Source organism: Roseiconus nitratireducens, assembly GCF_008629675.1.
Classification (GTDB): domain Bacteria; phylum Planctomycetota; class Planctomycetia; order Pirellulales; family Pirellulaceae; genus Stieleria; species Stieleria nitratireducens.
Map to the genome: position 1 here is coordinate 382,433 of NZ_VWOX01000002.1, position 26,279 is coordinate 408,711.

At 60.6% G+C, this 26,279-nt stretch carries 13 protein-coding genes and 1 pseudogene; 10 read left to right on the forward strand and 4 right to left on the reverse strand.

The features are described 5' to 3' along the window. Positions 1-36: 36 nt before the first annotated feature. On the reverse strand, positions 37-1,437 hold the full coding sequence (locus FYK55_RS04080) for a proton-conducting transporter transmembrane domain-containing protein (protein WP_150075092.1): 1,401 nt from the start codon (positions 1,435-1,437) through the stop codon (positions 37-39). A 70-nt stretch (positions 1,438-1,507) separates the two neighbouring features. Further along, positions 1,508-4,633, reverse strand: coding sequence for a DUF2309 domain-containing protein (locus FYK55_RS04085; protein WP_150075093.1), 3,126 nt, complete (start codon positions 4,631-4,633; stop codon positions 1,508-1,510). 1,669 nt (positions 4,634-6,302) lie between these two features. Here FYK55_RS04085 and FYK55_RS30070 point away from each other — a divergent pair. Continuing rightward, positions 6,303-6,467, forward strand: a pseudogene (locus tag FYK55_RS30070) (helix-turn-helix domain-containing protein); the annotation flags it as partial. A gap of 295 nt (positions 6,468-6,762) precedes the next feature. Here FYK55_RS30070 and FYK55_RS04095 read toward each other — a convergent pair. Both FYK55_RS04095 and FYK55_RS04100 read right to left on the reverse strand, forming a co-directional pair. Then, the gene (locus FYK55_RS04095; protein ID WP_150075094.1) at positions 6,763-6,978 is read right to left on the reverse strand and encodes a hypothetical protein; all 216 of its coding nucleotides are present in this window, start codon (positions 6,976-6,978) and stop codon (positions 6,763-6,765) included. A gap of 183 nt (positions 6,979-7,161) precedes the next feature. Then, a complete protein-coding gene (locus tag FYK55_RS04100; RefSeq protein ID WP_150075095.1) occupies positions 7,162-7,392 on the reverse strand; it encodes a hypothetical protein in 231 nt (76 codons plus the stop codon). A gap of 538 nt (positions 7,393-7,930) precedes the next feature. On the opposite strand from FYK55_RS04100, the gene FYK55_RS04105 reads away from it, so the two are divergent. The 9 genes from FYK55_RS04105 (at position 7,931) to FYK55_RS04145 (ending at position 26,213) form a co-directional block, all read left to right on the forward strand. After that, positions 7,931-9,823 carry a pyrroloquinoline quinone-dependent dehydrogenase gene (locus tag FYK55_RS04105; protein WP_150075096.1) on the forward strand — a complete coding sequence of 631 codons (1,893 nt, stop codon included), beginning with the start codon at positions 7,931-7,933 and terminating at the stop codon, positions 9,821-9,823. A gap of 347 nt (positions 9,824-10,170) precedes the next feature. Beyond that, the gene (locus FYK55_RS04110) at positions 10,171-13,080 is read left to right on the forward strand and encodes a serine/threonine-protein kinase (protein WP_150075097.1); all 2,910 of its coding nucleotides are present in this window, start codon (positions 10,171-10,173) and stop codon (positions 13,078-13,080) included. 333 nt (positions 13,081-13,413) lie between these two features. Next, on the forward strand, positions 13,414-14,475 hold the full coding sequence (locus tag FYK55_RS04115; RefSeq protein ID WP_235908403.1) for an AAA family ATPase: 1,062 nt from the start codon (positions 13,414-13,416) through the stop codon (positions 14,473-14,475). Then, entirely contained in the window at positions 14,465-15,346 is an 882-nt protein-coding gene (locus FYK55_RS04120) for a DUF58 domain-containing protein (RefSeq protein ID WP_150075339.1), read from the forward strand. The genes FYK55_RS04115 and FYK55_RS04120 overlap by 11 nt, the downstream gene beginning before the upstream one ends. 15 nt (positions 15,347-15,361) lie before the next feature. Further along, positions 15,362-17,824, forward strand: a complete 2,463-nt coding sequence (locus FYK55_RS04125) for a BatA domain-containing protein (RefSeq protein ID WP_150075099.1) — start codon at positions 15,362-15,364, stop codon at positions 17,822-17,824. Next, positions 17,824-20,625 carry a VWA domain-containing protein gene (locus FYK55_RS04130; RefSeq protein WP_235908404.1) on the forward strand — a complete coding sequence of 934 codons (2,802 nt, stop codon included), beginning with the start codon at positions 17,824-17,826 and terminating at the stop codon, positions 20,623-20,625. The genes FYK55_RS04125 and FYK55_RS04130 overlap by 1 nt, the downstream gene beginning before the upstream one ends. A gap of 100 nt (positions 20,626-20,725) precedes the next feature. Beyond that, positions 20,726-23,131 (forward strand): polyketide synthase, encoded by a 2,406-nt coding sequence (locus FYK55_RS04135; RefSeq protein ID WP_150075100.1) that lies wholly within the window; start codon positions 20,726-20,728, stop codon positions 23,129-23,131. 15 nt (positions 23,132-23,146) lie between these two features. Continuing rightward, the gene (locus FYK55_RS04140) at positions 23,147-25,036 is read left to right on the forward strand and encodes a hypothetical protein (RefSeq protein ID WP_235908405.1); all 1,890 of its coding nucleotides are present in this window, start codon (positions 23,147-23,149) and stop codon (positions 25,034-25,036) included. Positions 25,037-25,166: 130 nt separating this feature from the next. Further along, the gene (locus FYK55_RS04145) at positions 25,167-26,213 is read left to right on the forward strand and encodes a hypothetical protein (protein ID WP_161604296.1); all 1,047 of its coding nucleotides are present in this window, start codon (positions 25,167-25,169) and stop codon (positions 26,211-26,213) included. Positions 26,214-26,279: the final 66 nt, after the last annotated feature.

A 26,279-nucleotide genomic window follows, 5' to 3' on the forward strand; every position in this document is an offset into this window, starting at 1 on the left:
GCGTCCGCGTCCCGGCAGCGACATACAAATCAGACATCAGGCAGCCTTCTCCAATTCTTCCGGGTGCAGCTTTGCCTGCTCAGATTCTCGCGAGGACTCCCGGCTGATCACGTCGGTCACTCGATGTTCGACGCGATCAAACCAAGAGAAAAAATCCTGGAACGGCGCAACAATCCAGCGGTCCAGCGCCGTGTCCATGAAGCCACGGTCGAAGCCGAAGCGATAACACCAGCGTTGAACATCGACCGGCAGATTCCGAGCACCTGCCCATGCTTCGCGTGGCAGACGTGACCCCATGGCATTCTCCAATTCGTCGTAGTCACGCAACAGCGTCGGGGCACGAAGCAACTGCATGGTCCGAAGGCAGGCGTGGCCGACGATGTGGATGAGCGCCAAATAGTGCAGGCCCAATCCGATCTCGATCACGATCAGCCCCACCTGCGTCAGCGAGGCGTAGGCCAGCGAAGCCTTGATGTCGCTTTGCACGCGAGACATTAGCGAGCCGCTGATCGCGGTGACCGTCCCCAATGCGATCACCATCAACTGCAGTAGCAACGAAGCTTGGATGATCGGGCTGACTCGCAGCAACAGAAACGCTCCCAGGTGGACCGACAACGCCCCATAGAAAATGGCACTCGAAGGGGTCGGCCCCTCCATCGCACGCGGCAGCCAGCCGGAAAAGGGGAACAGAGCTGATTTCCCGGCCGCAGCGACCAGCAACAGACTGCCGACCAATAATGCTTGAGTCGAGGTGATCGTCGCCGTGCCGTACGGCCAAACGCCGGTACTGAGCAGCCCCCCAAAATCGCCCCGTCCGGTCATGTGATGCATCGTGATCGCCGCGATCAGGAATGCCGCGTCGGCCAAGCGATACACCGACCACACGCGTTGCCCGTTGCGGACGGGGTTCTCCCGTTCCAAGAAATAGGCGACCAATAACGCCGAGGAAAGCCCGACCATCTCCCAGCCGACGAACAGCGTTTCGATGGTGCCGGCCAGCGATGACGTCACCATGCCCGAAAAGAAAATGGCGTAGTACAGAAAGAACCGCCCATAACCCTCTTCTCGGTGCAGGTACCGTTGCGTGAACGCCCCCACGATGCCGCACAGAACGCACGAAAGCAACACAAACGGGATGCTCAACGCGTCGAACACGAACTTCAAGTGAAAGTGAAAATGATGTTCGGGGATCGTGACCCAATCGCCCCATTCCACGGGGACATAGCTGCGACCGACCACCAACATCAACCCGACCAGTGTCAGAGCGGAGGCCAGCGCAACAGCGACCGCGACCTGAGTCATCCGAGAGATCAGAGACTCCGTGAGCGGTTTGCCGACCAGGGCGGAGACTCCCAGGACGGCAAGCAAGATCATCGGGCTGGCCACCACGGCGGTTCCCAAGACCTGAAACGGCATTTCACTGTCAATCACATTCATCGCGTCACATGTTGGTAATTCGGTGCGACCCGGCCGAGGTGCAAAAGGTCAATGGGCCGATCCCCCCGCGTCATCCTGCGGGTGGGGCGCGGTCGACGATCGAGGCAAAACCCAGATTGGTGCGGGTTCCTCGGTACCAGTCGATGGAGGATTCGACTTGCGGCAGATCGTTGGACGACGGCGTGTAAGGTTCAAATTGTCTGTCGACGTATCGCATGATCGAGGACGTTTCCGGATCGATCAGGGCAACCGAAACCCAGTGACCCTCGACCAACCGCGCAATGCCTTCGTTCTTTTCAATGATCCGAGCCATCTTTTCGGGCGTGGTCTCAATGACGAACAAGATCCGCATCGGTTCGTGAATCTCGATCATCTGCTGGGAAAGCCCCGGTCGCAGGTCACTGGCGGCTCCCGTCATCACCCCGACCATCGAAGCGACGTTGTGGGGCAACTTCGATCCGCATCCGTAGCCTTCGACGTCGATCGACGAGAAGTAATACTCCAGACTGATGCCGGCACACACGGGGATGGCGGCCGAAAGGATCCGCGTCAGCACGTTGACGTCCTCATCGTCGACGGCCGGATCGTACTCCGTCAGAAAAACGCGACGGTCCATGAACAGCCCCCGCGTCCAGTGGCGACGACCGACCGTCACCAGAGCATTGGTGGCGTGATTGTACTCCGGACGTGCCTGAGAGAGATCCTGGGAACGCTCCTCAACGTGCTCGAGCGCCTCACGCGGTGTCATATCCAGTGGCGCCGATTCGAATCGTCTGGCACGCTCGTGCGCGTCCCTCGCACGTGTCTGATCCACGCTCTTCTCGATCTCGCGAAACAGTCCTCGGTGTGAACGCGGCAACAAGTCCAAATCGTAGTACTCAACACTGTCGTCACAGGTGTTGTGGAAGGCGCCCACGAACCGAACCTCAGAGGGAAGTTCGATGCCCCGCTTTGCAACCAGCTCGCGGACCCGAGGATCATTGGCCATCATCGCGAACGCCCGGGCGTTGGGCCCGCCACGGCCACCGCTGCAAGCACCGCAGTTGTAAGCGGATTCATGCGGATTGTTCAGACTGCTGCTGCCGTGACCGAAAAAGACGACGATCCGAGGCAGATTCTTGACGTGTCCGATGTCCTGCAGGATGCGCACCACGATCGCCGCCATCTCGTCCAGGCTGTAGCCGAGCGACTCGGGATCCGATCCCGGTTCCTCGGCTTCGCGTTCCAAGTGCAACTCGGTTGCCGGCGGACGCATGAAGGTTCCCAGTGATTCACGCATCTTGGCGGTTAACCGCGGGGCCAGGATCCGCGTGACCATTGGAATCGTCGCCAACGCCCCAAACACCGCCGTGAACATCCCGCCAATCAGGGATCGCGAGTTTGCGTGGACCCGGTGCTTCATCTGGCCCAGTTGGCGTCGTCGATTGGCCCGCCGTTTACTCGCTTCGATGGTGGAAAACAGCGGCTCCTCTTGCACGTAGTGATTGGGCTGGATGATGGCCGGACACAACGGGCGGTAGTGTGCTTGATCGGCTCCGCGATAATACATCGCAACGGCAAAGAAGCCCGCGGCTGACGCCGTTTCGCAACGCGGATCGACTTCCTCCAGATGCCGACGAAAGGATTCTTCCCGGTCATCGATGCAAAACACCGCCAAGAATGACGGCTTGGTTTCCGGGCTTCTCGGCAATTCTCTCCGGCGTCGGGCGTGCACCGCCAGGGCGTCCAACGTCTGCACCATGTAATGACGCTCATAGGCCGTGTGCAAGATCCGCCGTCGTTCCAAGGAAGAAAACGACTGGAACTCGTTCACCAGACACGTCCACTGGTGACTGGTCATGTCGAACAACTGTTGTGGAGTCCAACCGCCAATCTGCGCGACCTGAAAGATGGCATGCGTCCGCTCATCAATCGACGGTTGATGGCGAGCCTCCGTCGCCGAATCGACACGACTGCGAATCTGCGCCAAATCCGAAGTACCGAAATGACGGCGACCGACATCGGAAATGGCATACCGCTGCAAAAGCAAACGGATCGCCAAGTATTCAAAGAAGGAACCGTCGGGAATCGGCTTGGGCAGGAAAGGTGTCGCCGTTTCCATCTGCCAAATCATTCCCGCCCAGCCTCGCAACGCCAGCGCGGCCTCGCAGATCTCTTCATCGAATTCGTCGAATTCGATGCCCATCCGCGCCAGTGAATCGGCAATCGAAAGCATCGGATCGAAGGGCCCCTCAACGATCGCCCGCAGTTCGCGTTTGATGCCCTCCATCCATGCCGGAGTGACGACCAGTTTCTCCAAATACAGTTTCGCAAATGATGTTGCAAATCCTAGGTCGCGGTCCGGAAGTTCCCAGTCCGCAAATCCCTGATCGAGGAAGACGCCAACGAATCGAATCAGGACGTCGTTGACCACCCTGGCGGTGTCTTCGCCGGTGACTCGCGAGATCTTCTGATGCAGGGTCAGCGGGGTCGAGGCCGTCGGAGACGGGACCTGAGCCTGCTGGATGCCGTCGCGACATGCCTGCCACAACAATCGCAACGTCAATTCTTCCCATCGCCGCTCGGACCAGTGCTGAATGTCACCGCTCCCGAAATCCGACATCACTCCCAAGACCGATTCGGGAAGCGACGACGCGGCGGTGCTGTCGGCCGACCGCGCGGACCCGGCAACGTGACGCGCGACCCAATTTCGCGTCTGAGTGATCATCTGCTCTCGCCGCTGCGGCGACACTTCTTCGCGGAATTTTCGCAGAAGATCGGTTTCGGCGATCAGCCACCGCAATTCGGCATCGGGCACCGCATCGATCGTGACCTGCAGCATGGCCAGGCGGAGCGTGTACCGGGTCCCAAAGCTGGCCACCAAGTCGTCAGCATGATCACCCAAGTCGTCCATCAACACCTGACGCAGATCATCAATCGAAATCCGACCGCGGTGAAGTTCATCCCGGTAACGCGACTCCGACAAATACGGTTCGCAACCGTATCGACGTCCGCCCTCGATCACGGCTTGGTCGAAAGGCAGGTGTTCAAACGAATGCAGCGTGTTGTGGTGAACGAAGATCGAAATCGGGCCCTGCGTCGGCAGGTACTCAATCGCGTGCTCGATGGCTCGAGCCAGACTCTCCGGCTGAATCGATGTGCCCAATCGAGAATCGGCGCTTTCGTTTGCCGGGATCACAACGGAAGCGTCGTGCATTCGGGAGTCCTGAGACGATGGTCGATAGGCGATCCTACCGACTGGGTGGAGAGAATGAAGCCGACGCCAGCAGCGCGGATCTGAAGCGTGGCAATCCGCGGTCGTGAAGAAAATCCGTGCGGCATTCCGAGACGATTCTTCACGCTTCGCGCGTGCGGTGCCGATTTAGCAACGCTCATACCAACGTCCCCGGCCTTCGCGAGTCGATCAGGGCCGATCCGCCCCATTTGCGCCCCGCAGCGGGAATCTGATGGGAAATACCGGTGCAATCCGTTGTTTTCGTGACTCCAACGGAGGTCCAAACGCCCCTGGACGTGCAAGTTTCTGCAGCTTTCACGCAACTTGTTGCACAGACAACTGGCAGCTGTTTCCAACAAAAAACCATCCAAACAAGCTGCGGACCCGGGTTGCCGTCGGAGGCTTCGGTACGCTTACCGCGCGCCCCGTGCGGATCTGTCCGCCCAGAGGGCTTCCAGGCACCGCCCCAGGCAATTCGGCGACACCGAATCGCCTTGCCGCGGAAGCGGAGCAACCATGTTGCGTTGGCGTTAGAAGAGTGAAGTAAAACGGCATGGCTCCGAAAAGCGACGACAGCTCCCTGCCGTCGGCGCAAGTCGATGGATACGACGGCCCAGAACACCACCAGCCTCGGAGCGGCGACAGCAACACGCCGTCAGCGAGAAACGGGCAATCCTCCCTCGCTGCCGCGACACACTCCTTGCCAAGCGACGTGCAGGAAAACGACGCGACCTACCCTCGAATCGCAGGCCCTGCAAAAAGATGCATGCCTGATGCACGCAGTTGCAGGATTCGAGCTCCGGGGACAGGTCCATCAATCAATTTGCAAAGGTTTTGGGGCAAAGTTCGATCGCAAGGATTGGGCGGCACGAACCATTGAAGGAAGTCTGCCTGGGCTTCCGCTGAACGCAGTTTCGCAGCGTCTGGACAACGGAAACCGACCGAGGCGCGTCCTTAGCGGTCGTCATTGCCGTCACCACATCCGGCGTGCCCGAGGCTGTCGGCGGCATTGTTCTGGCACACAGCTTGCCCTGTCGAGCAACGACCGATCGATTCGTCGACCGCTGAATGTTTTTGCTCGTGCTCACACACACATGCGAAAGCGGCATTCAAACGACCCGGCGGATCCGTCCATTCTCAACCCGTGAGACTTTGCCCATCAACATCCGAGCCTGGCCGATGCAACAGAGTTTCCACCACTCGTGTCTGCGGAATACCTGACGTGAAAGACGCATCTTTTCGGATACTGATTGTCGGTGGCACGTCGTCAATGCGTTCTGCCCTGGCCCATGGCTTGCAATCAGATGCCGACGTCGTCGAATCGGCGATTGACATCAACCCTGTCTCGGACCGACCAGGCGAACAGGCCTGGCAGATGGTCCTGGCGAACATCGACTGTCTGGATCCGCCTGCCGTTCGAGCCATGGTGCAACGAATCAGGATGCTGCATCCCAACGCCTCGATTCTTTGCCTGCTTTCCGACCCTGCTTGCCCGTCCGCGGCAGCTGCGATTGAGGCGGGAGCTTTGGATTGCCTGTCCGATCAAATCCCGTGGCCGTTGGTTCGGCAAAAGGTTCACCTGATCCGCGATCGTTGGCGGCTTCACGAAGAGAACCGACAATTGCGTTCGCGATTCCAGCCGTCCGAGTCACGCTCTCTGCCGGACTCCTTGGCCGATGCCGTGGCTGAATGCGAGCGGGCCACGATCACCGCAGCGCTTGCTCAGTGCAATCATCATCGCGAACGAACCGCCAAGCGGCTTGGTATCAGCGTCCGAACGCTGCATTACAAGATGGGCCGCTACAGCCTGCACTAGGGGTTCTTCCATTTTGAGTTTGTGTCCAGCCACGTCGTGTTCGGTCACTTCACCCTCCGCTTGCGGGAGGGTGAATCAGAGAACGCATGCACTTATCGCTAGCTGGACTTCTGCGGAATTGACCCACAAAAGCAAGCAAGTTGAGCCACTCGACTTTGTCTAAAAAAGTGTAGCTACGCTCGCCAGAGCGTGGCTTTCCGCCATATCCGTCGGCTTGCGCCGACGGAAGAGGGCTGTCATCGCTAAGCGACTGAAATCAGGCAAGGTCCAGCAACGCCGGATGGAACTTGCCAGATTATCCCTGTTCGCCACGCAGTTGGAACCCGATGCTTCGTCGGGCCTCAAGCACAGCGCGTCGCTTTTCCTCGTCATCCTGGGAAACTTGGATCTCCGCAGTGAGGTTGGTGTTGGATTGGTTGTTGGTGTGTTCTCCATGCGGATGGAGCGCGTCGTAGGCCGATCCCGACAACAGGGCTGTCGTCAACGACAATGCAAGTGATCGTGTTTTCATGATCGTTTCTCAGGTACGGACAATCGCCGGCGGTCGCCGGCATCTCGCTTCAATCAGAATCAGAAAGTCCCCGCGGAGATGTGACTGGTGACGAACCCACCTGTCGCACAACCGCGGGGACGAATTTGGCGACGCGGATGAAGCAGACGCGTCGCACGGAGCGAACGGGAAAGGAAACGCGGTTTATCCGTTGACACGAACGGTTCGCACCACGCGGGCGTTGGTGTTGCGGTCATCCACACGAATCACGGTGGCATGGCGATGGTGGGAGTCGTCTCGTTTGAACAGGCAATGTCCTGGGTGTTGTCGGCGGTTCACGGTACTGCGGATGTGGGAGGCCTGTGCGACACTCGCACCCGAAACAACCGTGATCAATGTTGCGGCAACCATCAAATGACGAAGTCTGCGTGACATTTCGACACCTCTTTTTAGATCGGCAAGATCATCTGGTCGCTTTTCACGACGGTCGAAGAATCCGATCTGAATGGGCCTGACCAAATCCGCCTTAGGATCAGTCCTCGATGATCTTATTGGTTTGACTTCAACGCACCGCCCATGCCAAAGCGTGATTCGTTGCCGGCAAGGCGTATTTCCCCCGTCTAGCACCGGTTCTTCGGGTGAATCCGGTGCCCAAAACTGCAAACGCTTGCGCTGCGATGCAATCGCTTGCAGCGCAAGCGTGAAAGCGTCGGCTTTCAATCCGAAAGTACCGTGATTTGCGGAGTAATGAGCGGCGCGGCGTTAGCCGCCGGTTGAAGCGAGAAAACCCGCGGCTGACGCCACGCGGCTCACCCAGAGTGGCGCCATGTAGGCACTGTCTGGAAACGAGTAGCTACGCTCGCCAGAGCGTGGCTTTCCGCCACGATCACGACGGCTGCGACGGGGTTACAATGCGGCGGCAAGACGACAGTGCGAGGAAATCCGACAACGCGAACTGGTCAGGATCGAACGTATGCGTATCGCAACGCTCAGAACACTCTTGGTAGTCAGCGGACTTTTTTCGGGGCTGCTGATTCTCGATCGCCCCGCCGCCGGGCAGACGGCGGAAGATTGGGTGTGCGTCGGCGGCGATCGTGGATGCCGACGCTATTCCACGTTGACGCAGATCAATCAATCCAACGTCGATCAGTTGGAGATTGCCTGGACGTATCGCACGGGTGAGTTGATCGATGGCCGCGGACGCATCATTGAGTGCACCCCGGTGATCGTCGACGGCGTCGTCTATGTCAGCACTGCGAATCGACGTGTCGTCGCACTTGACGGAGCGACCGGTCAAGTGAAGTGGCGGTTTGATCCTGCCGACCATGGTCCGCTGGCCGGCCCCCTGGCCTCCGGCGGCGTCAACCGCGGAGTCGCCTTTTGGTCCGATGGCATGCCGGACGGCGAACGACGCATCCTGCACGGAACGTCGGATGGCCGACTGTTTTCGATCGACGCGCGTTCGGGACAACTGGACGCCGCATTTGGAGCCGAGGGCATCAAGGACCTGAGAGAGGACTTGGAGCGGGACATTTCGAAACTTCCCTATGGACCCACCTCCGCCCCAGCGGTCGTCGGAGACGTCGTCGTCTTGGGAGTCTCCAACGGTGAAGGCCCGGGTTTGGCGGCGCCCGGTGACATCCGCGCCTTCGACGTCCGCACCGGCAAGCAGGCATGGCGGTTCCACACCGTGCCGCGGCCGGGCGAATTCGGGAACGACACATGGCGCAACGATGGCTGGAAGAATCGGGGCGGCGCCAACGCCTGGGGGGGAGCCAGCGTTGACACCGATCGGGGCCTGGTTTTTGTCGCCTTGGGTTCGGCGGCGTTTGACTTTTATGGAGGCGATCGTCAGGGAGACAACTTGTTTGCGAATTGCGTGCTGGCGCTGGACGCATCGACGGGACGCCGACGTTGGCATTTTCAAACGCTGCGGCACGACTTATGGGACCACGACTTGCCGGTCTACCCGACGCTTGTCACCGTGACACGCGGGGAACGTGTGGTGGCCGCCGTTGCGCAGGTCACCAAAACAGGTTTCGTTTACGTGCTCGATCGCGAAACGGGTGAGCCGCTGTTTCCGATTCGCGAGGTTTCCGTTCCCGCTTCAGATGTGCCTGGAGAAGTCGCTGCCAAGACGCAACCCGTTCCGACCTTGCCGCCGCCGTTTGCTGCCCAGTCCTTTGACGAAACGAACGTGACAAACATTGGCCCGGCAAATCGCCAGAGCGTGTTGGACCAATTGACGAAGCTTCGCAGTGGTCCGGCTTTCAATCCGCCCAGCCTGCAGGGGACGGTCGTGATCCCGGGCTATCACGGCGGAGCCAACTGGTCGGGCGCATCCTTTGATCCGACCACGTCCACGCTTTACGTCAATTCGACAAACCTCCCCAACGTCGTCCAACTGAAGGAGGCACCACCGGACAGTCGCTACCGGTACCAACATCTGGGGTACACGCAATTGCGTGACTCGGAAGGCTATCCCGCCATCCAACCGCCCTGGGGACAACTCAACGCGATTGACTTGAACTCGGGGCAGTTTCGCTGGCGCTCGACGCTGGGCGAATACCCCGAACTGACCGCGCGGGGTATTCCACCCACCGGGACGGAAAACTTTGGCGGGTCGATCGTCACCGCGGGCGGCCTGGTATTCATCGGCGCGACCAAGGACGAGCGATTTCGCGCGTTCGACAAGCAGACCGGCCAGAAGTTGTGGGAAGTCCAATTGGACGCGGGAGCCTACGCCACGCCGGCGACCTATCAGACGGCGGGGAAGCAGTTTGTCATCGTCGCGGCCGGGGGGGCCGGGAAGCTGGGGACCCGCGCCGGGGACGCCTTCTACGCCTTCGCGCTGCCGTCAAATTGATTTGCTCGGCAAGACCAGTCGGAACGATTCGAACCACGTGTCGTCCCGGTGGTGAAACGGAGTTCGATCCGCCAACGTGCGGCAAGGACCGACGGAATGAAGCATTTGGCGTTCTGGAGACTGCAGCGACGGGTGCGACTGGCGGCGACGACGGTCAACGTGGCAACCGATATACGCCTCACAACCGACGGTCGGAGGGGCCGGCAACCGACCAGATTCGTTGACCGGTCATTTCCAGACGACTACCATTGGTTGGGTGTCTCGCTTTGTCGCATGAACGGAACGGTGACGGCGGCGCAGGGTTTGGCGCCGCGGATCGGACACGCTCTTTTCTGGCTTCTTCTTTGATGGACAGCAACGACCCCTCTGCGACGGATCAGACCGTCCACCGTCGAATCGGCGCTGGATCGGGTGGAGATGGTGAGTCGGCGTCCAGCCAAAAGCTCAACGGAGGAGACTTTGCGATTGACGGTCTGGAGGAGGGGCTGCAAGAGGCCCAGACGGTCATCAAACAGACCAGCGACTCCAACCGCAGGGAGTCCAAGCCGGTTGGCAGGACCCCGGCTGAAGTCGCGAAGGTTTTGGTCGGCCAGACACTGAACCAATACTTCCTGGATCAGATGATTGGCGGCGGCGGCATGGGAGCCGTCTTTCGGGCCCACGATCAGCAGCTGGACCGCGTCGTCGCGCTCAAGGTGATTCCCTTTGTCGGAAATGACCCGGAGTTGCAGCGGAGGTTTCGCAACGAGGCGCAAAATGCGGCCAAGCTGGATCACCCGCGGATCGCCCGGATCTTTGATGCCGGCAGCCACGGCGACTGGCACTACATCGTCTTCGAATACATCCAGGGAACGAATCTGCGTGACCTGATTCAGTCCCAGGGCCCGCTGACCTTGGACGACGCCGTTTTCTACACGGCGCAGGTCGCCGAAGCGATCGATCACGCGTCGCAGCGGGGGATCGTTCACCGCGACATCAAACCATCGAATGTCCTGATTGCCGACGACGGATCGGTGAAATTGGTCGACATGGGATTGGCGCGAAGCGACAACCTGGATTTGAGCGAGGACATGACCGCCAGCGGCGTGACCTTGGGGACCTTCGATTACATCTCACCCGAACAGGCGTTGGATCCTCGTGACGCCGACGTCCGCAGCGATCTGTACTCGCTCGGCTGCACCTTCTACTTCATGTTGACCGGTGAGGCGCCCTATCACGGCGGGACGATGCTGCAAAAGTTGCTCAGCCACGGCAACGCCCCGCTGCCCAACCCCCAGTCGTTGCGAAAAGATCTTCCCGACGAATTTGTGGCGGTCGTGCACCGCATGATGGCCAAGGAGCCCAAGGCCCGCTACCAAAACGCCAGCGACTTACTGGCCGACCTGAACGAACTGGCCTTTCGCTTCCAGCTGAAACGTTCCAAGGCGACCGCGGCGATTGCCCCGCCCCCGATCAACGAAGGGCTGCAGCGGTTGCAAACGCACCTGCCGTGGATGATCGCCGTGCTCCTGGTGTTGATGATCGCCGGCTACCTGGAACTGCAGTCGACGGCGATCAACGATTCCTTTGCGGTCGAACGCCGCAGCGGCATGGTGACTGACACGTCGACCGGTTTTGACGACGACTCGGGCGGTTCGGCGATCCGCAATGCATCGGGCGGTTCGACATCGAGCCGCGGGGATGCTGCCCAGGGGCCAGCATCACCGACCGACGAAGCCTCGGGTAGTGAGTCCGAAGTTTCCTCCACCGATTCACTCGCCGGCGATCCGACCGAGCAGCGGCGTTCGATGCAAAGTTCGGACTCGGAGAGAATCGCCGCTTCAGCGGCCAAGCCTCCACCGCTGGTCGACGAGCTACCGCTTCCGATCGCGGACCGCGACAGCGAGGACGGCGACGGACGATCACCCGCCATGAGTGAGATCAACCCGTCCGTCGGTCCAGCATCGGAAAAGCTGTCCGGCGACGGCAGCAACGCCGCCGGCGGGGGCCCGGCCGAGACCGCAATCGGGTCCATCGGGAGCGCCGTCGACACGCCGGAATCCGATCCGGTGGGCGGCCTCCCGGCACCCGAAGCCGTTCGGATTGTCCCACAAAGTCTGCTGGCACTCGCCCAGCAAGTCGATCAGGTCGATCGAGATACCGACGGTGCCATCCTGGCGTCCACGCTCCCCGACGCGCTGGACCTGGCGATGCGATTCGGCGTGTTGCGTGTTGAGTTCGCGACCGCCGAGATCGTTACCGGACCGGTCTCGCTTCCCTCGGACAACATGTCCTTCGTCTCGACGGTCGGACGGACCAGCGTCCGGATGGTGTCCACCGATCCGATGGCGATTGGCCGCAGCGAGCTTTTGAACATCGGCAATAACCGCGCCCGGTTCGAGAATCTGGACTTTCAATGGGAATTGACCGGCGACCAGGTGGACGGCGGCGCGATGTTCGTCGTCAACGACAACCGATTGGTGCGATTCAGCAATTGCACGTTCACGCTGGTCAATCGAGCCAACCATGATCGCGTGGTCTTCTTCCAAATCGTGACCGACCCGGAAGCGCTTCCCGAATCCGACACGCTGCCGGGGCGCATCTTCAATCCCAATGAGCGGGCGCTGCCCTTGGTCGCGATCCAGCTGGATGACTGCATCGCCCGTGGTGAGGCAACGTTTATCTCAATGGACTACGCGGTCGCACTGCAGCTGGTCTGGAACAACGGATTGCTGGCCATCAACGGTCGTTTGATCGAGACTTTCGGGGCTCGCGTGCGTCCGCCGATGACCAGTGGCCCGATGCAGTTGGCGCTCTCCAACGTCACCGCGGAGATCCCCGGCGGTTTGATCCGCATGCGATTGGGTCCCAGCGGCGTGTTCCCGGTCCCCATCGAGCGCCAGGCCAACCAGTGCGTCTTTCTGGTCGATGAGGGCCAGCCGCATGTGGAGATTGCCGGGACCGACACGCTGGCGTCGCCTTCGTCACTGCTGACGTGGCGTGGTGAGGAGAATGCGTATGTGGTGACGCCTCCGACGTTGAGCGATCCGCTGCTGTTGATTTCCGACCTGGAAGGCAACAGTCGGGTGACGACCATGGCAGATCTGCAATCGGATCGGCTGACTTGGTCCAGCGAAAGGAGCCCCGGTTGGTCGGTCTACTGGTCGATGCCACGGTCCTCCATTCCCGCTTACCATCGGCGCACACCGGCGGACTACCGTCAGGACGGCGCGGTGGTCCGCGGCTTTGACGAAGCGGATCTGCCGCCACTGCCCTGATGACGGGACCATCGTGGGGCGTCTTTTTGACGCGACCTGAATCCCCATGGGAAGCGTACCATCTGGGCCAGCCAACGGATTGCGGCGGTCCGAACGCCGTCGACGGTGGTTGAACTGATCTCCGGCGGCCCTTGCCGATCCGGACTCGTCGGAGAATCTGGCTCGGGTTACCAGGCGGATTCCCGGGTGAATTTCCGGGCGGGGGGCACCCGCGGCAATCCGGTATCCGCACGGTGGCGGCCCTGATATCCTGTGTGGGGAAATCCCCCGTGGCATCATTCGTTCATCTAGTGCAATGGAAGTTATATGTCGGCCGAGGCGACCAGGGACACAATGGAAAATGGCGAACGCAACGCCGGAGAACTGTCGGCGGCCGATGCGGGTCGACTGAACGCGGCGAAGAAGCAGATCGGCGACGAGTTGGGAAAGGTGATTGTCGGTCAACAGGATGTGATCGACGAAATCATGATCGGACTGTTCAGCCGCGGCCACGTGCTGCTGGAGGGCGTTCCCGGCTTGGCCAAGACACTGATGATCAGCACGCTGGCCCGCACGATGGATCTGGCGTTTTCGCGTATCCAGTTCACGCCCGACCTGATGCCCGCCGACGTCACCGGGACTGAGATCATCGAAGAGGACCGGTCGACCGGGCACCGCGATTTTCGATTCATGAAGGGTCCGCTGTTCGCCAACATCATCCTGGCCGACGAAATCAACCGGACTCCGCCCAAGACCCAGGCGTCTTTGCTGGAAGCAATGCAGGAGCGGCAGGTGACCGTGGGCCGCACGCCGCACGAATTGCCCAACCCGTTCTTCGTGCTGGCAACGCAAAACCCCATTGAACAAGAAGGCACCTACCCGCTGCCAGAGGCGCAGCAGGACCGGTTCATGTTCAAGGTCTTTGTTCAATACCCGTCGTTTGACGAAGAGTTCGAAGTGGCGCGGCGGACGACCGGGACTGACGTGCACAACGTCCAACCGGTGCTCAACGCCGAAGAGATCATCAAGCTGCAAGACCTGGTGCGACGCGTCCCGGTCAGCGACCACGTCGTCCGCTATGCCCTCTCACTGGTGCGGCAAACACGCGTCGGAGACGAAGGCGTGCCCGACTTTGTTGACGAACTGGTTGGTTGGGGCGCCGGTCCCCGTGCTGTCCAGTTTCTGATCCTGGGTGGGAAAGCCCGGGCATTGCTGGAAGGTCGATTCCATGTCGCGATCGAGGACATTCAAAAGCTTGCCAAGCCGGTTCTCCGTCACCGCATGGTGGTCAATTTTGCGGCCGAAAGCGATGGCGTCAGCAGCGACAACGTGATCGATCGCATTGTTGCGGCGACCCCGACGACCGAAGACGAGCTCTCACGCGATGCCCGATTCCAAAAAATATTTGCGTCCTGAAGTCACGCAGCGGATCCGTCGGCTGGAGCTGACGGCCAGGCGGGTGGTGGAAGGATTTCTTTCGGGAATGCACCGCAGCCCCTACTTCGGCCAGTCGATCGAATTCCTGCAGCACCGCCAGTACCACCCGGGCGATGAGATCCGTCACATCGACTGGAAGGTCTACGCCCGGCAGGACCGGCTGCACGTCAAGCAGTACGAGGAAGAAACCAATCTGCGGCTGACGCTGTTGGTCGATCGCAGCGCGAGCATGGCGTACGGTGACGGCGAGTCGAACAAGTTTGACTTCTCCGCATCGATTGCGGCCTCGCTGGCTTACCTGGCGCTTCGCCAAAAAGACGCCTGCGGCTTGATCACCTTCGACACCGAGGTGGGTGCCAGCGTCCCCGCCAAGAGCAACCAGCAGCAACTGGCGCGGATCCTTTCGTTGTTGGAAGACGTCGGCGCAGACGGTCGAACGGAATTTGTCCGCGTTGCCAAACAGGTCGGGCAGTTGATCCCCCGACGTGGCCTGGTCGTCATTATCTCGGACTTGCTGGGCGTCGATTCGCTTGTCGAAGGGCTGCGCGTGCTGCGTTCACGCGGTCACGACGTCGCGTTGTTTCACGTGCTTCACAATGACGAGATCGATTTTCCCTTCAGCGGTTCGACGCGATTCGAAGCGCTGGAGAGTGACGACCTGTTGAACTGCAACCCTCGCGCGCTCCGCGAGGGCTACCTACAGGCGTTGGACGACTTTTTGACCTCCACGCGACGGGCCTGTGGGCGTCTTTCGATCGACTACGTGCAGGTGCGGACCAGCGAACCGCTGGACGCGCTGCTGGCAAAGTTTCTGTCGCATCGAATCTCGCTGCCCAAGTTGCGACGGTAAGGAGGCCACCCGATCATGTTTTTGTACCCCGCTCTGCTTGCCGGATTCGCCTTCGTGGCCGTCCCGCTATTGGTGCACCTGATCAACATGCTCCGGCATCGGCGGCAACGCTGGGCGGCCATGGAGTTCTTGCTTGCCAGTTATCGCAAGCAGAAAAAGTGGCTGCGGATGCGACAATTGCTGTTGCTGCTGGCTCGCCTGGCCGTTGCGTTCTTGTTGGTCGCCCTGCTGTGCGGCTGGACCGGCGGGCGGCGATTGCTAAGCGTTCTCGGCGGCCAAACGACCCACCACATTGTTGTCTTGGACGACAGCTATTCGATGGGCGACCAGAGCGGCAGCGGCGAAATCACCGCCTACGGCAGAGCCCGGTTGGCGCTTCAGCAGCTGACCCGGCAGTTGGCCGGAGATGAAGGCAATCACCAGTTGACCGTGATGCGCGCCAGCCGCGCTGCCTTGGCGATGCGGGGCGGCAGCGATTCCGGTGACGCTGCCGCCGACTTGTCGGCGCGAACGGTCAACAGTGACGCCGGACTGATCGCGCGGGTGATGTCGACGGACGCATCGCCGATCCGCACCGACCTCGTTTCGGCCTTGGATTTGGCAGCGGAGTTGGCCGAGGCAAGCTCGGCCGACGAACAAAAGCTTTACATTGCCAGCGACTTTCGTCAGCGAGACTGGGAGTCCTCGGAACGTCTGGCCGAATCGATGCGACGGTTTGCCGGCGACGACGTTGAGATTCGAATGATCGATTGCGCGGCGCGTCCGGAAGCCAATCTGGCCATCACGGCACTTGCCCCGGTCCGTGACGTGTGGGTCGCCGGCGTCCCGGTGGTCGTCCGCGTCAGCATCAAGAATTACGGTCAGGTCCCGGCGGAGAACGTCACGATGGCCTGCCGAGTGATCCGCTACGACGAAACCGTTTCGTCGGTCGATCCGTCTCGCCGAGTCAGCGGCGTGATCGAGAATCTGCCGGGCATGGTCATCGAGTCATTGGCGCCGGGGGCCGAGATCACAAAGTCCTTTCAGGTCTTTGTCAATCAAACGGGAACCCACGCGATCGAAGTGGAGCTGCCGCCCGATGCGATGTCCATCGACAACACGCGCGTCTGTACGTTGCCCCTGTCCGATGTCGAACGGGTGCTGGTGATCGATTCCGATCCCGATCAGTCGGGCGCGTCGACCATCGCCGCCGTGCTGGATCCGGGCAGCCAAGTTCGCATCGGTGCCGTCCCGGATTTGAAACCACCGGGCTTCCTGCGTCAGGCGACAATCGAAACGTTGACCCCCTATCGGGCGATCTACTTGATCAACTTGCCCGAGATCAGCGAAACCTCCGCAGCGGTGCTCCAGGAATACGTCCGGGCCGGCGGCGGGCTGGCGTGGTTCCTCGGGGATCAGGTTCAGCCGCAACGTTACAACAGCGTGCTGCTCTCTCAACAACGTCAACTACTTCCGGCGCTGCTGGAGTCCATCACACCGTTGGAATCTGGTGGCGCCGCCGACGCCGGTGACCTGGCCTTTGCCGATCAGGACACCCTGATCGACCCGCTCCGAGGGGCGGGGGATTCCGTGTTGGCGATGGTCGGATTGGCCAAGTCCTGGATCTTTTCCGAAGACGAATCCGGAACGACAGTCGGATCGCCGCCAGACGGGCCCAACGCGAATCCCAGTGATCAAGTTCGATTTCGCAGTGTCCTGCGCCGCCGTGACGGCCGGCCGCTGGTGACCGAACACACCTCAGGGGCGGGAACCGTCGTCACCGTTCTGACCGGGTTGGACCCGGCCTGGACCAACTGGGCCGGAGATCCAACATTCGTGCCGTTCATGTTGCTCGCCAACGCCCGACTTTGGAGCGGCGCCGCCGCGGCGACGTCCCGAACGGTCGATAGCCCGTTGGAGCAGCGGTTCTCCCTGCGAGAGTTTTTTCCGGAGGTCAAATTGTTGACACCCGTTCAATCGCCTCCGCGGGTGACCATCGAGATGACCGCCGAATCGGACGACTCCGATTCAGCTTCCCAGACGGCTTCGATCATTCTGGATCCGGTCGAGTGGCTGATCGCCGGCCAGTCCAACGTCGATGACCTGCTTCAACCTGGCGTCACCGAGTGGGGGCTGCTGCGTGCCGAGGGCGGTGGCAAGGTGATTCCGACCGCGACCGTCATCGAAAACGGAGAAGGCGATTTGCAGCGAGCGGATGCAGCGGAGATTCAGCGTGCCTTGTTGCCGTTGGAAGTGGAATTCGTCTCCAGCGATGACTGGAACCAACAAACCCAGTTGGCCGGCAGCTCCAGCATCGCGCTCATGTTGTTGGCGATCTTGGGACTGTTGTTGGCTGCCGAACAGGCGTTGGCCTACTGGGCCAGCTATCACAGTTCCGGCGAGACGCGTTCGCCGGCCGAACTAGGACATCTCGGTGGACGTCGTCCAGCCTTCGGGCTCGATGCCGGTTCGACGACTTCGGCGGGAGGAAAGGCGTGATGGAACCGACGGCCCCAGACGCGATGGCATCGCGTCAAACGATTTATGAATTTGCTCGCGCCGCTTCGATCGAAGGCTGGTGGTGGTGGGCGTTGTTGATCGCTTCGTTGGCGTTGATCGTCTTCGGATGCGTTCGCTTTTACCGACGCGATACGGCCGAGCTATCCCGCCCGATTCGGATCACCCTGATCTTCTTGCGGCTAGCTTCGGTGGCGGCACTGGTGTTCTTTTTCTTTGATTTTCAACGCCGCACCCAGCGGGAGATCACGCGTCCCAGCGAAGTCGTCGTGCTGGTCGATACCAGCCAGAGCATGTCGCTGGCGGAATCCGACCAGATCACCGGCGAAAGCCGTGCCGAGCGGGCCGCGGCGCTGCTGGGTGAGACGGACCTGTTGGAACAGTTCGGCAAGGAACACCGTGTCAGCGTGTATGCCTTCGGCGACACCGCGGAACCGGTGCTGTTGGAATCGCACACCAATGTCGGGCCGATGGGTGATGGAAATCAAGATGCGGATTCGGTCGAGAGCGCTCCGGCAGCCGGTTCACTGTCTTTGGTTGCCATCGCCGGCCTGATCTTGATCGGCGTCGCCATCGCCCTGTCCCTTTCCTCACTGCTGATCGCCGGTTTTGGACCAGCGGTCATCGGTGACCAAAGTTCCTCGCCGCGTGTCGGCTGGTTGTTGGTCACGACCGCGGTCACGTTGGTTCTCGGAATCATCGTTGCTGGCAGCGCCTACTGCGCCGATCCCGAGATGTCATTTGCGCAGTTGATCGGGATCGAAGGGGCTGAGAGTTCGGGCGACGAAGACGACGTGCGGCAAGACCCGGACGAAGCGGACCAAAAGCCGATTCGTGTGATCGACTGGAATGAAGCAATCGCGGCATCGGCCGCGCAGAGTCGTATCGGTGATGCGATCAGCGGAGTGCTTGCCAGCCACGACCCGACCACCCTGGCCGGCGTGGTTCTGTTAAGCGACGGCCAAAACAACGGGGGCGAAAACGTGGCGGCGGCCATGGCCACGGCGCGACGCAGCGAGGTTTCGGTTTACCCGGTCGGGTTGGGCAGCAGCCAACCGCCGGTCAATGTTCGCGTGGTCGACTTGGACGTTCCGCGACGCGTGTACCCGAACGACAAGTTCGCGATTTCGGCGGTCCTGCAGGCGACCGGCAGCAAGGAATTGGAAGTGACGATTGAACTGCTGGACGGTTTGGATTCGACCGCGTCCGGCACACCCCAGGACGGCGGGAATGATCTGCCCGTTGAAGTGATCGACTCGCAAACCATCACCATCCCCGGTGACGGGACCTTGGCGGGAGCCAAATTTGAGCTGGAACCGGAGTCGGTGGGCCGCCGACGCCTGGCAATCCGCGTGATTCCACCCCAACAGGACCAAAACGACAAAGACAACGTTCGCGACGCACGGTACGAAGTCGTCGCGCGGAAACTGCGTGTGCTAACCGTCGCGGGCGGGCCGACCCGCGAATACCGCTTCGTCCGCAACCTGCTGTATCGCGAAAACTCCATCCGGCTGGATACATGGCTGCAATCGGGCCAGGAGGGAATGAGCCAGGATGCCGACACGCTGCTGAACGAATTCCCTTCCACCGCCGCGGAACTTTTTGAATACGACGCGATCGTGATGTTTGATCCGGACTGGACGGCCATTCCGGCAGAGTCGCTGGACATGCTGGATCGTTGGCTGGCGTCGCAAGCGGGCGGTTTGGTGATCATCGGCGGTCCGGTTTATCACCCGCAATGGCTGCGGCTGCGCACCGACCCACGGGTCGCGCGGATCGCCGGTTTCTTTCCGGTGACTTTTTCCAGTCGGGGATTGTTGATGGGATCCGGCCGTGAGGGCGGCGAAACGGCGTGGCCGCTGGAATTCACGCCGGAGGCCCGGCGGGCGGAATTCTTGTGGGTCACTGATGATCCCGCGAGCAGCTTTGAAGCCTGGGAGAGCTTCGGCGGGGTTTACGACTACGTGGGTGTCAAAGCGGCCAAACCAATTTCCAAGGTCTATGCATACTTTTCCGATCCGACCACCCAGATCGGAGACACGTTGCCCGTCTACCTGGCCAGCCAGTTCTATGGTGCCGGAAGGGTTTATTTCCAAGGCAGCGGCGAAATGTGGCGGATGCGACGGGAGAGCGTGGCCTACTTCGACAGCTACTACACAAAGCTGATCCGCTGGGTTTCCGAGGGACGACTGCTGCGCGACAGCAATCGGGGTGTGCTGCTGGTCGACAATCCGCGGGCAATGGTTGGTGACACGATTACGGTGCGTGCCGTGTTGACCGATGAACAGTTCGAACCGTTGAACGTTCCGGAAGTCATGGCCAAGCTGCTGACGCCTGACGGCCGAATCATCGATGTCCGCTTGACGCCGCTGGAAGGCGAATCGCGGCCCGGAACGTACAGCGGCCGATTCGTCGTCCGACAAGCCGGCAATCACGAACTTCGTCTGACGTTGGGTGACGCCTTGGGCGAACAACTGTTTCGTCAGAACGTGCAGGTACGACTGCCGACGATCGAACTGGAACGTCCGCGGCGCAACGATGACGAATTGGCGGATTTGGCCAAGACGACCGGTGGAACGTATTGGAAAGTCGATCCGGACGTGACGAACACCGCCCTGGCGGCCGCGATGCACAACACGATTCGGCCGCAGCCACAACTGACCGTCCTGCCGGGAACGCCGGATAAATTGTTTGCCCAGCGTCGCAATGCCGTGTTGCTGTGGCTGATCGCAAGCGCGCTGACGATGGAGTGGGTTGTTCGCCGCTTGCACCGCCTGGCCTGACCGCCTGACTGGAGCCCCCCGGATCGATTGCAATTGACAGAACGTTTTCGCGTCCCCCTGATGCCTCCTTCGATTTCCATCACTCGACCCTCCTGACTCGATGCTTGATCCTCAACTGCAATCGCTGCTCCAGTCGCTTCGCGGGCGTGTCCGGCGGTACGTCGTCGTGGATTCGCTGTTGGCGATCGTGGCGGTCATTCTGATCGGCTTCTGGGTCGGATACCTGATCGATTACCTGCCGGTGTTGCTCGGTGGCAGCGAGATGCCTCGGCTGGCCAGAGCGATCTTGCTTGGCATCGTCGTCGCCGCCGTGGCGGCGATCGCGGTGCGACTGTTGGTCGCCAGACTCCGGCGCCCCCTTCCCGACGACAGCCTGGCGTTGTTGATTGAACGCCATCATCCGCAGTTGGGTGGCAGGTTGGTGACGGCGGTCCAATTGAATCAGCCCGGTCGTCACGGCGACGCCCATTCGCCGGACCTGTTGCAGATGGTGCACCGCCAAGCGTCGGATCGGATTGGCGAGGTTGATCCGGGGCGCGTGTTTCGACACCAACCGTTGTTTCGCAAGGCCCTGGTCGCAGGTCCCTTGCTGCTGTTGGCGATCGTCTTTGCGGCCATCAGCCCACAGGGATTCGCCCGCGCGGCGGGCCGGCTTTCGTTGCTTTCCGATGCGCGTTGGCCAAGGCGGGCAAAGCTTGAAATGGTCGGTGTGGATCTGCCAATCGTCACGGCGTCCGGATCCCAGGAAATGGATCCGGAACGAATCGAGTTCGTCGACGGGGTGATGCGGTTGCCCAAGGGCAGCAGCGGCGTCCTGCGGATCCGAGCCGTCGCCGATGACGCCGAAGTACCGTCGCTGTGCACGGTTTACTATCGGAGCGAAGACGGAACACGCGGACAGTCCAACATGCGGCGGGTCGGTCGCCAGCGCGATGGCTACCAGGCCTTCATTCTGGATGGGGCGCCGTTGAGCAATTTGAGCGATTCATTCGAGTTTTCCGTGCAAGGGTTGGACGACCGTTTGACCGACTTTCGGATCGAGGCGGTTCCGCCGCCGGTCATCACCCAGATGGACGTCAAAATACGGTACCCAAAATACCTGCAATCGGTCGCATCCACGGAAGACTCAAATACCTTTGACTTCGAGACCCCCTACCAGGCCGGACTGCGGGTCAGCGAGGGAAGCGACGTCTTGTTGCAGGCGGTTTCGAGTGAACCGTTGGGCGAAGTCGATGTGGTTCTGGAGGCGGCGGGAGTCGAGCGGCCGGCGCAAGACCTGACGTTCTCCTCCGATCGACGCGTCGTGACGGTGTCACTAAAGGATTTCGATCAACCGACCGCGGTCAAGCTGGTCCCGGCCGACCAGACGGGTATCAGTGCCCAAGCCCCGTTTCGGTACTTTCTGGGAGCGGTGATGGACGAGCCCCCCACGGTGGAACTGGCGCTCAAGGGCATTCAGTCGGCCGTCACGCCGATCGCCAGATTGCCGATCGAGTGTCGCGTCAGCGACGACTACGGCGTCGAATCTTTGCAGGCTTTTGTGGCTCCCAAGCACTCCACCGACGAAAACGAACCCGCGGCGGGTCCGGAGGACGGCTCCACGGAGGATGACGACGCGACGGCGCAAAACGTCGAAGACGCCTCCGCCGAGCAAACCACACTTGCGGTCTCGCTCCGGCCGGACCGCGAGGGGAATGCATCGACCGTTGTCGATTTGCGGGAATTGGTCAACGACGGAAGCCTGCAACCGATCGAACCCGGTGGAGCAATCAGTGTCTACGCAGAAGCCCGAGATGGATACAATCTGGATGGACAGCATCTGACTTCCAGCGAACTGTACCGTTTGCAAGTGGTGACGCCAGAAGAACTGTTGAGTCTGCTGGAGCGACGCGAGCTAGGATTGAGAACGCGGTTGGAGCAAACCGTGACCGAGGCTCAGGGGTTGCGCGACCAATTGGCGCGATTCCGAGCGGAACGTTTTGAAGTTTCCCCACCGAACAATCCCGAGGCGTCGTCCGAGAGCGACCAGGACGTGCGGCAGCGGGAACTGCAGATTCTGCGGCTGCGCGTCCAACAGAGTCGTCTGCAAGCCAGCAAGGCGAAGGAGGAATTGACCGGAATCGCGGAGTCCCTTGATGACATTTTGCAGGAGATGGTCAACAACCGCGTCGATTCGGCGGACCGGCAGGAACGTCTGGGATCGGGGGTTCGAGACCCGCTTCGACGGATTGCCGACGTGTCCATGGAACAGTTGGGGCAGCAGATTGCCGAAATCGAATCGGCCGTCGACCAGCCGGAACTCGCGATGCAACGGACCGAGGCCGCTTTGCAAACGGCCGACAAAATCCTGTTGGATCTCACCGCGGTTTTGGAAAAAATGCTGGATCTGGAAAGCTACAACGAAATCCTGGATCTGGTCCGCGGTTTAATCGACGACCAGGAAAAACTGAAAGAAGACACTCAGAAAGAACGTAAAAAGCGAGTGTTGGATTTGTTCAACGACTAACAGGTTCGATCAACCATGAACCCCGCTCATCCCATCTGCTGTGACCGCCCGCGGTTTCGAATTTTCCGGGCCAGAGGACTGAAGTGGGGAATCGGCCTGATGATCCTCTGCTTGCCGCTGCTCCCTTCGCGCGGCATTGGCCAGGAGACGCCCAGCCCCGCCCAGGAGTCGGACCTGCTGCTTCGCCAGTCGGGGGTGGCCGAGCGATACGAGCGCCTGGAAGAACTGTTGCTCCGTTTGGCCGACATGGAGGCGGCAGAAAACCCGGAGCGGTCCGCATTGCTGCGTCGGGCCGCAAAACAGTCACGCGACAAGTTTGTTTTGCAGCAATTGCGCAACGCATCCGAAGCACTGCGGGATGAAAAGTTCGCCGACGCGGTTTCCAACCAAGATTCGGCGCAAAAGGGCTTGGCGGAAATCCTGAAGTTGCTGACCAGTGAGGACCGCGCGAACCGAATTCGCGACGAAAAGAAACGCGTCGCTGAGATGATCAAGGATCTGAAGCGCATCGAGCGTTCACAGCGGAGCACTCGCGCGCGGACCGAAAACGGGTCAGAATTGGAGCGTCTGAAAGCGGAGCAGGCGGCTCTTGCCGAGCGGGGCCAGAAACTGCAAGACGAACTCGGTGAAGAGCAGGAAGGAGAGGCAGAGGGGAACTCGGACGCGTCCGACCAGCAGTCGTCCGACGAACCACAAACCGGGAATGCCGATCCGGCAAGCGATCAGCCCCCAGGCGAAGCGAATGAATCCGGCGACTCGGATGAATCGGGCGAGCCAAAAGAGTCCGGCGGGAAAGAAGATCGGCCAGAAAAGAATTCCGACGACAGCGATGCCGGCAAACCGTCCGAGCAAGATCCCTCCGGACAGCCTGCCGGCCAAGAATCCCCCAACGGCTCGGATCAATCGCAGGAGTCCACCCCGTCGGATTCCCAGTCTGGTGAATCCCAACCATCCCAGCAGGGTCAACCGAGCCCGTCCGAATCGCAGCCCAGCGAATCACAGCCCAGCGAATCGCAACCCAGCCAACAGGGGCAATCGGGGCAGGACTCGAGCCAGCAGTCCCCGACGCCTCCGCCCACCCCCCAGCAGCAGGCCGAACAGCAGCTGCAAAAGGCGGTCGAACGGATGCGTCAGGCGGAGCAGGAACTGGAGGACTCCAAACGGAAAGATGCAGTCGATCAGCAACTGGCCGCCGAGGAAAACCTGCGGAAAGCGATCGACGAGTTGGAGCAGATCCTGCGTCAGCTTCGCGAAGAAGAAATGCAGCGGGAACTTGCCCGGCTGGAAAGTCGTCTTAAGAAAATGGCGGCGATGCAGTCGAAAATCCTCGATGACACCGCCTCGCTGTCGGCAACCCCGAAATCGCAACGCAATCGGCAAACCGATCTGAAAGCCGGTGACCTTTCATTCGAACAGAAAAAAGTGACCGTCGAAGCGGATCGGGCCATGCTGCTGCTCCGTGAAGAGGGCTCCAGCGTGGCCTTTCCCGAAGTCGTCGCGCAGATCCGTGACGATAGCGATCGGATTGCACAACGTTTGGGCAAATCACAAATCGATGCCGTCACTCAAGGCATTCAACAAGATGTCCTGGCCGCGATCGAAGAAATGATCCAGGCTTTGCAGCAAGCGCAGCGGGACCTGGAAAAACAAAAGCAACAGGGAGAAACCCCGCCGCAACAACCCGGCGAGCCTGGTGAACAGCCGCTGGTGGACGCGATCGCAGAACTGAAACTGATCCGAACGATGGAAACCCGAATCAAATCGACGACACAGCGTTATTCGGGACTGCTACAATCGGATGAGGGTTCGGCACAGGAGTTGCTTCCGCTGCTAAAGAACTTGTCCGAGCGTCAATCGCGGTTGTACAAAATAACACGCGACTTGGTGATGCGGCGGAACCAATGACCGGCGGCGGTGGGTCCTGAACCCGCGGACGACGCGTGACAGGACCAACGCATCCGACCGATGACTCAAAATGAGGCGGAACGTTGTGAATCGTTTTCGATCTACCCTTCGGCGACACGATGCGGCCAGTTTGATTCCCTTGCTCTCGATCGGGCTCTTATCGATCGGGGTCGTCGCCCGTGCGGATCAGTCGCTCCAGCGGGAAAGCAAGTGGGACGCTCTCAGTTCCGACCAAATGTCCACGGTGCTGCGAAGTTCCCTGGACGAGTACGGCGCCGGTCCGAGTCTGATTGACCAGGCGACGGAGAAATTTCAGGGAGATCTGCAAACCCAATCGCGTGACGCCATCGACGCGTTCGTCACGGCGGTCGCGTCACTGACCGATTCGGTCGAGCAGTTGGTGGCACTCGCGGAAAAAGATCCGGTCGCCGCGGCGGTCAGCATCGATCCCTCGGCAGCCGAATACGCAGAAATCGAATCGCTTCCGAAGCCGATTCGTATGACGGTGCGAACTTGGTTGGGTCGCAGGTTGGTACGACAACGACTCTACGACGAAGCCATGCCTGTGATCGCCGAAGTCGATCCGGTCGCTTCCATCGATCCGGCAAGCTCACTGTTCTACCGCGGGGCCTGTTACCACGCCTTGCTGATGAAAAAGGAGGCGCTCGCGGATCTCAGGCTGTTGCTCGAGAATGAGGAAGACAGCCCGGAACGGTTCGCCCGGTTGGCCAAGTTGATGATCGCCGACATCAAACCGTTGAAGGAAGATTCGCTCGATGAAATCTCCCGTCTGATGACCGACGTTTCGCGACGGTTGGACCTGGGACGGAGTGGCGAGAAGGTCGAGGGCCAAGAGCAAAAGATCATCGACAAGCTGAGCAAGCTGATCGACAAGCTCGAAGAGCAACAACAGCAACAGCAGCAGCAACAACAATCCGGCGGCAGCGGGCAAGGTTCCTCGGGTGGTGCTCAAGCGTCACCGATGCAGGACAGCCAGATCGCCGGCGGAAGCGGGGCGGGGAACGTCGACAAGAAGGAACAAGAAACCGACGACAAGTGGGGCAACTTGCCTCCCGCAGAACGCAAAGAAGCGCTGCAAAAAATCAGCCGTGACCTGCCGACCCACTATCGCGACGCGATCGAGGCTTACTTCCGCAAACGGGCAACCGACGGATAGGGACCGGCCGCTTGCTGGAACCGTGGTTGCCCTGGCGAGAGGTATGGCTGTTTTCTCGCTACCGAT

Coding starts and splice junctions, on each gene's coding strand:
- FYK55_RS04095 (WP_150075094.1), bottom strand. CDS start 6,978: ATGAAAACACGATCACTTGCATTGTCGTTGACGACAGCCCTGTTGTCG.
- FYK55_RS04085 (WP_150075093.1), bottom strand. CDS start 4,633: ATGCACGACGCTTCCGTTGTGATCCCGGCAAACGAAAGCGCCGATTCT.
- FYK55_RS04115 (WP_235908403.1), top strand. CDS start 13,414: ATGGAAAATGGCGAACGCAACGCCGGAGAACTGTCGGCGGCCGATGCG.
- FYK55_RS04110 (WP_150075097.1), top strand. CDS start 10,171: ATGGACAGCAACGACCCCTCTGCGACGGATCAGACCGTCCACCGTCGA.
- FYK55_RS04130 (WP_235908404.1), top strand. CDS start 17,824: ATGGAACCGACGGCCCCAGACGCGATGGCATCGCGTCAAACGATTTAT.
- FYK55_RS04125 (WP_150075099.1), top strand. CDS start 15,362: ATGTTTTTGTACCCCGCTCTGCTTGCCGGATTCGCCTTCGTGGCCGTC.
- FYK55_RS04135 (WP_150075100.1), top strand. CDS start 20,726: ATGCTTGATCCTCAACTGCAATCGCTGCTCCAGTCGCTTCGCGGGCGT.
- FYK55_RS04100 (WP_150075095.1), bottom strand. CDS start 7,392: ATGTCACGCAGACTTCGTCATTTGATGGTTGCCGCAACATTGATCACG.
- FYK55_RS04105 (WP_150075096.1), top strand. CDS start 7,931: ATGCGTATCGCAACGCTCAGAACACTCTTGGTAGTCAGCGGACTTTTT.
- FYK55_RS04080 (WP_150075092.1), bottom strand. CDS start 1,437: ATGAATGTGATTGACAGTGAAATGCCGTTTCAGGTCTTGGGAACCGCC.
- FYK55_RS04140 (WP_235908405.1), top strand. CDS start 23,147: ATGAACCCCGCTCATCCCATCTGCTGTGACCGCCCGCGGTTTCGAATT.